General features: G+C 69.9%; 8 protein-coding genes and 2 pseudogenes. 5 read left to right on the top strand and 5 right to left on the bottom strand.

What is annotated here, in order from left to right; genetic code table 11:
• Positions 1-290 (top strand): annotated as a pseudogene (locus G6017_RS04360) (acyl-CoA synthetase); the annotation flags it as partial.
• Between the two features lie 20 nt (positions 291-310).
• Positions 311-1,003 carry a PAQR family membrane homeostasis protein TrhA gene (gene trhA, locus G6017_RS04355; RefSeq protein ID WP_347237944.1) on the top strand — a complete coding sequence of 231 codons (693 nt, stop codon included), beginning with the start codon at positions 311-313 and terminating at the stop codon, positions 1,001-1,003.
• Positions 1,004-1,220: 217 nt separating this feature from the next.
• On the opposite strand, the gene G6017_RS04350 is transcribed toward trhA, so the two are convergent.
• Both G6017_RS04350 and G6017_RS04345 read right to left on the bottom strand, forming a co-directional pair.
• The gene (locus G6017_RS04350) at positions 1,221-2,327 is read right to left on the bottom strand and encodes a nitronate monooxygenase (protein ID WP_182609360.1); all 1,107 of its coding nucleotides are present in this window, start codon (positions 2,325-2,327) and stop codon (positions 1,221-1,223) included.
• A 2-nt stretch (positions 2,328-2,329) separates the two neighbouring features.
• Positions 2,330-3,967: an acyl-CoA synthetase gene (locus G6017_RS04345; protein WP_182616112.1), complete on the bottom strand. Its 1,638-nt coding sequence runs from the start codon at positions 3,965-3,967 to the stop codon at positions 2,330-2,332.
• 76 nt (positions 3,968-4,043) lie between these two features.
• Here G6017_RS04345 and G6017_RS04340 point away from each other — a divergent pair, with 76 nt between their 5' ends.
• Positions 4,044-4,850, top strand: coding sequence for a crotonase/enoyl-CoA hydratase family protein (locus G6017_RS04340; RefSeq protein ID WP_182616110.1), 807 nt, complete (start codon positions 4,044-4,046; stop codon positions 4,848-4,850).
• 18 nt (positions 4,851-4,868) lie between these two features.
• On the opposite strand, the gene G6017_RS04335 is transcribed toward G6017_RS04340, so the two are convergent.
• From G6017_RS04335 to G6017_RS04325, 3 genes are all read right to left on the bottom strand, one after another.
• Positions 4,869-6,329, bottom strand: a complete 1,461-nt coding sequence (locus G6017_RS04335; protein WP_182616108.1) for an aldehyde dehydrogenase family protein — start codon at positions 6,327-6,329, stop codon at positions 4,869-4,871.
• A gap of 70 nt (positions 6,330-6,399) precedes the next feature.
• Positions 6,400-8,004, bottom strand: coding sequence for an acyl-CoA synthetase (locus G6017_RS04330; RefSeq protein ID WP_182616106.1), 1,605 nt, complete (start codon positions 8,002-8,004; stop codon positions 6,400-6,402).
• A gap of 45 nt (positions 8,005-8,049) precedes the next feature.
• Positions 8,050-9,084: an LLM class F420-dependent oxidoreductase gene (locus tag G6017_RS04325; RefSeq protein WP_182616104.1), complete on the bottom strand. Its 1,035-nt coding sequence runs from the start codon at positions 9,082-9,084 to the stop codon at positions 8,050-8,052.
• Between the two features lie 89 nt (positions 9,085-9,173).
• On the opposite strand from G6017_RS04325, the gene G6017_RS04320 reads away from it, so the two are divergent.
• Both G6017_RS04320 and G6017_RS04315 read left to right on the top strand, forming a co-directional pair.
• A complete protein-coding gene (locus G6017_RS04320; protein ID WP_235027390.1) occupies positions 9,174-10,214 on the top strand; it encodes a Zn-ribbon domain-containing OB-fold protein in 1,041 nt (346 codons plus the stop codon).
• Between the two features lie 9 nt (positions 10,215-10,223).
• Positions 10,224-10,742 (top strand): annotated as a pseudogene (locus G6017_RS04315) (lipid-transfer protein); the annotation flags it as partial.

The raw sequence follows: 10,742 nt of genomic DNA, 5'->3' as shown, positions 1-10,742 counted from the left end.
CGGACGAGGTGCGCGGCCCGGGCACGATCGGCGACGCCGTCGCCGCGTCGGTCGTGTTGCGGGAGGGGGCGGACCCGGTCGAGGTGGCGGCCGGCCTCGGGGAGTTCCTCGCCGAGCAGTCCGACCTGGGCCCCAAGCAGTGGCCGTCACTGTTGCGGGTGACCGCGGAGTTGCCGCGCACGGCGAGCTTCAAGTTCCGCGCCCGCGACCTCACCGCACTGGGCCCCGACCCCGCCGGCGATCGTGTGTGGGCGCGTGTGGACGGTCACAGGACGTTCACGCCCGTGTGAGGTGGCGGTAGGTTCTGCGTGTGAACTCCACTGCCCACCCGAGGACCGATGCGGACGACGACGACTTCGGCGTCCCCGCGCTACCCGAGAAGCCGCTGCTCCGCGGGTGGATCCACGCCGGGACCCTGCCGGTGGCCGTGGTGCTCGGCGTGGTCCTCACGGTCCTGGCGGACGGGGCCGCGCTGAAGTGGGCGTGCGCGGTGTTCCTGGCAACGTCGACGCTGCTCTTCGGGATCTCTGCCCTGTACCACCGCCGCTCCTGGGGCCCGGAGGCCACCGCGCTGCTGCGCCGGCTGGACCACTCGAACATCTTCCTGCTCATCGCGGGCACCTACACGCCCATGACGGTCGCCGCGCTCGACGCCCCGGCCAGCACGATCCTGCTGGTGATCGTGTGGACGGGAGCGCTGATCGGGATCGCGTTCCGCCTGTTCTGGTTGTCGGCGCCCCGGTGGTTGTACGTGGTGCTGTACATCGTCCTGGGCTGGACAGCGGTGTGGTTTGCCGGCGACCTCGTCGAGGCCAACCCCGTGGGGGTCGCACTCGTGGTCGCCGGTGGCGTGGCCTACACGGGCGGTGCGGTGGTCTACGGCCTCAAGCGGCCGAATCCCGTTCCCGGGGTCTTCGGCTTCCACGAGGTCTTCCACGCCTGCACGGTCATCGCGTTCGCCTGTCACTGGGCGGCGATGTTCCTGTTCATCACGCAGTCCTGAGCCGCCCCACGGCGCGTGGGCGGGCATCCGCGGCCGCGCCTGTACGCCCAGAACACAGCCGCCCCCGGCGATGAACTCTCGCGTGCGCATCGGTGCGGGCGAGGGTTCATCGACGGGGGCGGCAGTGAAAGAAATCCGGACGCGCGCTGACGTCGGCCCGGGGTGATCAGCCCAGGATGGTCAGCCCAGCGTGATCAGCCGAGGGTGGTCAGCGTGGTCAGCCCAGGGTGCCGCGCAGGCGCTCCACCGCCGCCTCGTACTCTCTCACGATCTGGGCCATCGTCTCGGCGACCGGGACGACACCCTCCAGGGAACCGATGATCTGGCCCGCCGGCATGGCCACGACCTCCGGATCCTGCGCCTCCGAGATCCGCTGGTGCGCCTCCGCGACGAGGATGTTCTGCAGCGGCATCGGCAACGGACCCGGCGCACCCTCGGCCGCCCACGCCTCGGTCCACTTGCTCTTGAGCAGGCGCGCGGGCTTGCCCGAGTAGATGCGGGTGCGGACGGTGTCGGCACTGGTGGCCGCGACGAGCGCCTCCTGCATCGCCTTGGAGCCGCCGTCATCGCCGTACTCCGCGGCGGTGAGCCACCGGGAGCCCATCCACGCCCCCTCGGCGCCCATGCCGATCGCGGCCGCGACCTGCGAGCCGCTCCCGATCCCGCCGGCGGCCAGCACGGGCGCGCGCCCGTCGAGCGCAGCGACGATCTCCGGCACCAGAACGAGGGTCGCGACCTCGCCGGTGTGGCCGCCGGCCTCCCCGCCCTGGGCGATCACGATGTCGACGCCGTTGTCCACGTGCGCGAGCGCGTGCTTCTTCGCACCGGCGAGCGCGGCGACCTTGATCCCGTTGGCGTGCGCGAGGTCCACGATGTGCTTGGGCGGGGAGCCGAGCGCGTTGGCGATGAGCACCGGGCGGTGCTTGAGCGACATCTCGACGTGCGCCTCGGCGACCGAGTGGAGCCACCCCAGGACACCGGCGTTGTGCTCGGCGTCGTCACCGAGGGGCGGCACCCCGAGGTCGTCGAGGACCCGGGAGACGAACGCCTTGTGCTCCTCGGGGATCATCGCGGCGATGTCGGTGGTGCTGCCCTCGGTGGGTACCTTGTTCGGCATGACGATGTCCACGCCGTACGGCTTCCCGTCCGTGTTCTCGTCCATCCAGGTCAGGACCTCGTCGAGCTCGGCCGCGTCGTTGTAGCGGACGCACCCGAGGACGCCCATGCCGCCGGCGCGCGTCACCGCTGCGGCGACCGCCTTGGACGGGGTGAAGGCGAAGACCGGGTACTCGATCCCGAATTCCTCCGCGAGTGGGGTACGGATGCTCACTTGCTGATCTCCTGGCTGTCGTCTGCGGGGCGGGACGCGGCGATCTCCGCGGCCCATCGGTAGTCGGGTTTGCCCGCGGGATTGCGCTTGACCGATTGCTCGACCCACAGCGCTCGCGGGCACTTGTAGCGGGCGATCTCTCGCCGCGCGTGGTCGTTCAGCTCGTCGATCGGCGGGCACTTGCCGTCACGCGTGTGGAGCACGGCGGCGACCTTGTGGCCCATCCGCTCGTCGGGGACGCCGATCACGAGCGCGTCGTACACGTCGGGGTGCGTCTTGAGGGCGGCCTCGACCTCCTCCGGGTGGACCTTCTCGCCTCCGGTGTTGATGGAGACCGATCCGCGGCCGAGCATCGTGACGGTGCCGTCCTCCTCGACCCGGGCGTCGTCACCGGGGATCGAGTAGCGCTTCCCGCCGTACGTCTTGAACGTGGCCGCCGTCTTGACCTCGTCCTTGTAGTACCCCACCGGGATGTGACCGGTGCGCGCGACCTTGCCGATGACCTCGGAACCGGGCTGGACCTCGTTGCCCTCGGAGTCGAGGACCGTGGTCTCCCCGTCGATTTTCACGCGGGGTCCACCGGTGTGGGTCTTGCCCTTCTCCGCGAGTGCGATCCCGGAGAAGCCGGTCTCAGACGACCCGATCGAGTCCGAGAGCATGACGTTCGGGAAGGCCTCGATGAACTGGTCCTTGACCGAGGGGGAGAACAGTGCCGCGGAGGACCCGATGTAGAACAACGACGACGAGTCGTACTTCTCCGCGTCCCATTCCTCGATCAGGGGACGCGCCATGGCGTCTCCCGTGATGAACAGGAGATTGATCTTGTGCTCGGTCACGGTCCGCCAGACGGTCTCGGCGTCGAACTCCGGGATGAGCACGCTGGTGTGGCCTGCGAACAGTGCCATGAGGATCGCCCACTGGGCGCCGCCGTGGATGAGCGGGGGCAGTGCGGCGCGGACAAGCACGCCACCGTCGACCGCCTTGTTCGCCAGCTCCCACTCGTCCGCGACCTTCTCACCGGTGAGGAAGTCGATGCCGCCGCCGAGGACCATGAACACGTCCTCCTGCCGCCACATCACGCCCTTCGGGGAGCCCGTGGTGCCGCCGGTGTAGAGCATGTAGATGTCGTCGTTCGAGCGCTCACCGAAGTCGCGGTCGGGCGACTGGGCCGCCAGCGCGTCGTCGTAGTGGGCGACGGAGACCCCGTCGGGCGCCTGCGGGTCCGGGGTGTCGGTGCCGTCCTCGATGACAAGGCAGTGCCGGACCCCCGGCGTGTTGGGCAGGGCCCGGGCGAGGACGTCCGAATAGCGCCGCTCGTGGAACACCACGACGGAGTCGGAGTTGTCGAGCAGGTACTCGAGCTCGGCCGGGACGTACCGGTAGTTGACGTTGACCATCACGGCGCGGATCTTGAAGATCGCGACCATCGCCTCGACCGCCTCGATGGTGTTGCGGCTGTACACCGCCACCTTGTCGTCGGGTCCGACACCGACGGACCGGAGGTGGTGGGCGAGCCTGTTGGCCCGTTCCTCCAGTTCCCTGAAGGTGAACGACCGACCCTCCTGGACCAGGACGACCCGGTCCGGAACGCGATCGACACTGTGCTCGACGAGATCTCCGATGGTGTACGCCATACACCCAAAGTAGAACGTGTTACCGTCGGCCGTGGGCGAAAGCCGTGAACCCGTGTAACTAATTTTTGGAGGCCCGATGACCCGCGTCGAGACGCCCGAGGACCAGCACCTGCTCACCGAGCGGCGTGGACACGTCCTGGTGGTGACCATGAACCGCCCCGAGGCGCGCAACGCGCTGTCCGGGCCGATGATGCGCGGCATGGAGGCGGCGTGGGATCTGGTGGACTCCGACCCGGACATCCGCGCGTGCATCCTGACCGGCGCGGGCGGGTACTTCTGCGCGGGTGCGGATCTCAAGGCGATGAACAAGGACGCGCCGGGCGACAAGTTCGCGGGTGGGGGTTGGGACCTGACCCGTCTGCCCGCGCTGCTCAAGGGGCGCCGGCTGAGCAAGCCGCTCATCGCCGCGGTCGAGGGCCCGGCGATCGCCGGCGGGACCGAGATCCTGCAGGGCACCGACATCCGGGTCGCCGGGCGCTCCGCCAGGTTCGGCGTCTCCGAGGCCCGCTGGGGCCTGTACCCCCTCGCCGGCTCCGCGGTGCGACTCGTGCGTCAGATCCCCTACACCGTCGCGATGGAGGTCCTCATGACGGGCCGCCATCTCACCGCCGAGGAGGCGGAGCGGTTCGGGCTGATCGGCCACGTGGTCGAGGACGGCACCGCCCTGGACAAGGCCCTGGAGATCGCCGGGCTCATCGCCGCGAACGGGCCCCTCGCGGTGCAGGGGATGATCGAGACCATCCGGCGCACCGAGGGCATGCACGAGGAGGAGGCCTTCCGCGTCGACGCCGAGGTCGGCGGACGGGTCTTCGCCTCTGCCGATGCCAAGGAGGGCCCTCGCGCGTTCGCGGAGAAGCGCAAGCCCGAGTTCCGCGGGGAGTGACCGGGCGCCCGGACCCGACTAGAGCCCCAGCCGGGTCCGGGCCTTCATCACCCCGAGGTACCCCGAGGCCAGCCTCTTCTTGCCCGCGGTGAACGGGGGCGCGAGCACCCGGGAGACGTTGACGTCGTAAGAGTGCATCGCGACGGCGCGCTCGTGGGTGAACGTCCGGAATCCGTAGTGCCCGTGGTAGCCGCCCATCCCCGAATCGCCGACCCCGCCGAAGGGGACGGCCGGGGAGGCCATCCCGATGCCGAAGTCGTTGCCGTAGATGTTTCCCGAGCGGGTGCGGTCGGCCACGGTGTCGAAGCGGCTGTTCTTCTGGCCGTACCAGTACAGGACCAGCGGGCTGGGCCGCTCGTTGATGTAGCGGACCGCCTCGTCGAGGCTCCGGTATCCGAAGACCGTGAGTACGGGCCCGAACACCTCGTCCGAGTCGATCTCCATCTCGGGCGTCACACCGGTGAGAAGGGTGGGTGCGATCTTCCGGACACCCGCGTCCGGCAACCGCTCCCCCGCCGGGGCGGCGTCGCGCCTGACGGCACCCTTGGCCACGGCGTCGTCGATCAGGCCGACGACGCGCTCGTAGTTGGACGTGTTGACGATCGCGGTGTACTCGGGGTTGCCCACGATCGCCGGCAGGGTCCTGCGCCACTCGTCCAGGACGGTGTCGCAGAACCTGTCCACCTCCGCCCGGGGGACGAAGACGTAGTCCGGGCACATGCACACCTGGCCGCCGTTGATCATGCGGGATGCCGCGATGCCCCGCGCGGCTCGGTCGAGGTCGGCGCTGGTGTCCACCACGACGGGGTTCTTGCCGCCCAGTTCGAGGGTGACCGGGGTGAGGTTGGCGGCGGCGTCCCTGGCGACGGACCTGCCGACACCAGGGGAGCCGGTGAAGAACAGGTGGTCGAAGGGCAGTCGGGAGAAGTCCGAACCGCGGCCGTGTTCGGGCCCCGCGACGGCCAACTCGTCGACGGCGAAGTACTCGGGCGCCCGACGGCAGAGCACCTCGGTCGTGTGGGCGGTGACCGACGACGGCCGGATCATGACCCGGTTGCCCGCGGCGAGCGCCGACCCGGCCGGGACGATCGTCAGATACAGGGGGAAGTTCCAGGGGCCGATGATCCCGACGACGCCCTTGGGGTCGTGGCGGACCTGCTGGGTGAACCCCACCGCGTCGAGGGCTCGGGAGACCCGCTTCGGCCTCATCCACCTGGCGAGGTGGCCGCGCTGATGATCCAGGTCCGGGATCGATGACGCGATGTCGGTGATCGTGGAGAGCGTCTCGGGTCGGCACCCGTAGTCCTCGCGGATCGCCTCGGTGAACTCGGCCGCGTTGTCCAGGACGAGGTGCTTGAGCCGCTGGATCCGATCGCGCCGTATCCCGGCCTCTGGCTGCGGGTCGGCGAGGAACGCCTGCTGCTGCCGCTCGAGGATCTGGGCGAGCGTGAGATCACGGGCGGTCGGGGTACTGGTCATGCGTCCAGGGTAGTGAGCGGCCCCGGTAGCCGGTGGGTAACCGGGCCGGCGGGCGTCCGCCCGATACGGCTCACCGGGCGTCCGCCCAGTACGGATCCTTGAGCTTGCGCTTGACCAACTTGCCGTTGGCCTGCCGGGGCAGCTCCTCCACCACGTCGATCGACCGCGGCATCTTGAACTTGGCCAGTCGGCCGGAGAGGTCGTCGAGGATCTGCGTCTTGAGCTCGTCGGACTCGACGTAACCCTCGGCCAGCTCGACCACGGCCTTGACCTCCTCGCCCCAGTCGGGGTGCGGGATGCCGAACACCGCCGCGTCGCGGACGGCGTCGTGGCGGGTCATCTCCGACTCGATCTCGGCCGGGTAGATGTTCACACCGCCGGAGATGATCATGTCGTTCTTGCGGTCGCACAGGAACAGATAGCCGTCGGAGTCCACGTAGCCGATGTCGCCCATGGTGAACAGCTCGCCGACGTAGGTCTTCGCGGTCTTCTCCGCATCCTGGTGGTATTCGAACCTGGACCCGTGCATCTGGAGGTAGACGTTGCCCGTCTCGCCGGCGGGGAGTTCGTTGCCGTCGTCGTCGAGGATCTTCAGGGTGGTGGTCTTCCACGGCCGGCCCACGCTCCCCGGCTTGCGCAGCCACTCCTCGCCCGTGATGGTGCAGCCACCGCCCTCGGTGCCGGCGTAGTACTCGGTGAGGACGGGTCCCCACCAGTCCAACATCGCCTGCTTGACGTGCTTCGGACACGGGGCGGCGCCGTGGACGATCGTCCGGAGGCTCGACACGTCGTACTTCGCGCGCACCTCCTCCGGCAGTTCGAGCAGGCGCGAGAACTGGGTCGGGACCATGTGGGACTGGGTCACCCCGTGGGCGTCGATGAGACGCAGCATCTCCTCCGGGGCCCACTTGTCCATGAGCACCACCGTCTGGCCCAGGTTGAGCGAGATGGCGACGAAGTTGAGGACGGCCGTGTGGTAGAGCGGTGAGCCGCAAATGTGCACGTTGTCCGCGCCCTGGATGCCGAAGCCGGCGAAGAAGAAATAGTTGGGAACCGTCACCTGGTCGGGAGAGGCGCCGGTCAGCGGCCTGCGGACGCCCTTGGGGCGACCGGTGGTGCCGGAGGTATAGAGCATCGGGGCGCCGAGGGTGCGGCCCGACGGCAAGGGGTCCTCCCCCTCGGCCGGGACGGCGAGCTCGGAGAGCGGCCGGAACCCCGGTACGTCGCCGATCGCGTAGCAGCGGGCGGGGTCGAGTCCGGCCTCGGCCGCGGCGGTGGTGGCCACGTCGGCAAACCTCTCGTCGGCCACGAACACCGTCGAGCCCGAGTTCTCCAGGATGTAGGCCACCTCGGGCCCGGTCAGGTGCCAGTTGGCGGGGGCCACGTAGAGACCGATCTCGAGGGCGGCGAAGTAGACCTCGAGGAACCCGATACTGTTCGGCGCCATCAGGACGATCCCGTCCCCGGCCCCCAGCCCCAGCGCGCGCAGGCCCCGCGCGTGGCCGTGCGCCGCGTCCACGAGTTCGCCGAAGGTCACCCGGCGACCGGAGGCCTCGATCACCGCGACGCGGTCCGGCTCGGCCTCGGCGATCCGGTAGACGCTGGTCACGTACTCCCCGGTCCGGTTGTTCAGGACTCCGGTCTCGGTGGGAATGGTGGGTGTGGGTGCGCTCATGACCCCAGACTAGAACGTGTTCCTGTCAGGGGTCCAGGGATTGCCTCAGTCCATCAACCGGCTCAGAGACTCGATCTCCTCCACCGAGCGGGCCGTCACCACGAGCATGGTCACACCCGCGGCCTCCCACTCGGCGATCTGCGACCGCACCGAGTCCTCGTCGCCGATGATCGCGGTGGCCTCGACCATCTCGTCCGGGACCGCCGCCGCGGCCTCCTCCTTGCGCCCGGAGCGGAACAGCTCGGTGATGCGGTCGACGTCGTCGGCGAAGCCCATCCGGCGGAACGCCTCGGCGTGGAAGTTCTTCTCCTCCGCGCCCATGCCGCCGGCGTAGAGCGCGGTGAACGGCTTGTACGCGTCGAGGACCGCGCGCCTGTCGTCGGTGATGTGAAGCTGGCACAGGAACGCCACCTCGAAGTCCTCCCGGGTCCGCCGCGCGCCGGGTCGGGCGAAGCCCTCGTCGAGCCACGCGTTGAACTCGTGCGCGGTCCGCGGCGAGGCCAGGAACCCCAGCCACCCGTCCGCGATCTCGGCGGCGAGTGCCACGTTCTTGGGCCCCTCGGCCCCCAGCCAGATGGGCACGTCCTCGCGCAGCGGGTGGAGGATCGACTTGAGCGGTTTGCCCAGTCCGGAGGCGCCCGGCCCCTGGTACGGCAGGGCGTACGCGGGTCCGTCGGAGGTCACGGGGGCCTCGCGGCGGAGCACCGCGCGGATGATGTCGATGTACTCCCGCGTCCGGGCCAACGGCCTGGTGAACGGCTGGCCGTACCAGCCCTCCACCACCTGCGGACCGGAGACGCCCAGGCCCAGGCAGAACCGGCCACCGGAGAGGTGGTCCAGGGTCATGGTGCTCATCGCGGTGGCCGTGGGCGTCCGGGCGGACAGCTGCACCACCGCCGTGGACAAGCGGATGCGTTCGGTGAGCGAGCCGTACCAGGCGAGCGGGGTGAACGCGTCCGAACCCCAGGCCTCGGCGGTGAAGACGGTGTCGAACCCCGCCCTGTCCGCGGCCACCACGAGGTCGGCGTGGGTGGTGGGCGGCTGGGCGCCCCAGTATCCGAGCTGCAAGGCGAATTTCATGGGGACCAGTGTGACCCAGACCGCCCCGCGACGGTGTCCGGCTCACGAAAAGTCACACGCGGCGCAGTGGAACGTGTTCTACTTGTGGCGTGACATCCAGAGAGATCGTTGTCGACATCACCCCGCCCGACGAGGCCGTGCTCGAGGCCCCGCTCGCCCCGTCCTTCGATTACACGCGGTCGACCGGACCGGTCCTGGGCGCATTCTTCACCGGCCTGCGCGACCGCCGACTCGTGGGGGTCCGCGACTCCCGCGGCGCCGTGCACCTGCCGCCGGTGGAGTTCGACCCCCACACGCACGAGGCCCTGACGGACTTCGTCGAGGTGGGCTCCGGGACCGGGATCGACGGCGTCGTCGTCGTCTGGACCTGGGTTCCCGAACCCACCGGCGTCAACCCGCTCGACTCGCCGTTCGCCTGGGCCCTGGTCCGGTTCGACGGCGCCGACACCGCCATCCTGCTGCCCCTCGCCGCCGACGGCCCCGAGGACGTGAGCTCGGGGATGCGCGTGCGGCTACGGTGGTCCGCCGAGCGGACCGGGACCATCCACGACATCGCGTGCGTGGTCCCCGTGGACGTGGCGGGTGGGGACGACCCGGGCGGCACCGATCAGGGCGACGACGACGAGGTCCCGCAGCCCTCCGGGGACGAGCCCGTCACCATGGTCGTCACCCCGATCGGGCTCTCGGTGACCCACACCGCGGGTCCCGCCGAGAGCGAGTTCCTCCGGGCCATCGTGCAGGGCCGTGTGCTCGGGCGGCGTCGCTCCAACGGACCCGAGGTCTACGTCCCGCCGCGCGACTACTGCCCCTCCGACGGGGTGGCCATGGGCGAGTACGTGGAGGTCTCCGGCGTCGGCACGGTCACCACGTTCGGCATCGTCAACGTGCCGTTCGCCGGTCAGGAGATCACGCCCCCGTACGTCACCGCGTACATCCTCCTGGACGGGTCCGACGTCCCCATCCAGCACCTGGTTCTCGGCTGCGAGGCCTCCGAGGTGCGCATGGGTATGCGGGTGCGCGCGGTCTGGACACCCGAGGCCGACCGCCCGGCATCGATGAAGGCCATCACGCACTTCGAGCCGACCGGCGATCCCGACGCCGACCCCGACACCTACGCCGATCACCTGTAGAGGACACCCGTGACCCCCACCGCACCCCGGGACGTGGCCGTCGTCGGTTTCGCCCACGCCCGACACACAGAGTCCACCTTCGGCACCACCAACGGTGTCGAGATGCTCGCGCCCGTCTTCGCCGAGTGTTACCGGCAGACCGGGCTGGACCGCACCGACATCGAGTTCTGGTGCTCCGGTTCCTCCGACTACCTCGCCGGCCGGGCCTTCTCCTTCATCTCCGCCGTCGACACCATCGGCGCGTTCCCTCCCATCTGCGAATCGCACGTGGAGATGGACGCCGCCTGGGCGTTCTTCGAGGCCTACCTCAAGATCGCCACCGGCCAGGCCGACACCGCGTTGGTCTACGGGTTCGGCAAGGCCTCGGCGAGCACCGACCTCGACTCGGCGCTGGCGCTGCAGCTCGACCCGTACACCGTGGCCCCGCTGTGGCCCGGCCGCCACCACATGGCCGCGTTGCAGGCCCGCGCGGGGATCGACGCCGGCAGGTGGTCCGAGGGCGAGATGGCCTCGGTGGCCGCCCGGGCC

The sequence above is a fragment of the Dietzia sp. B44 genome, from assembly GCF_014145245.1.
GTDB classification, from domain to species: domain Bacteria; phylum Actinomycetota; class Actinomycetes; order Mycobacteriales; family Mycobacteriaceae; genus Dietzia; species Dietzia natronolimnaea.
This window is presented reverse-complemented; position numbering and strand designations above follow the sequence as displayed.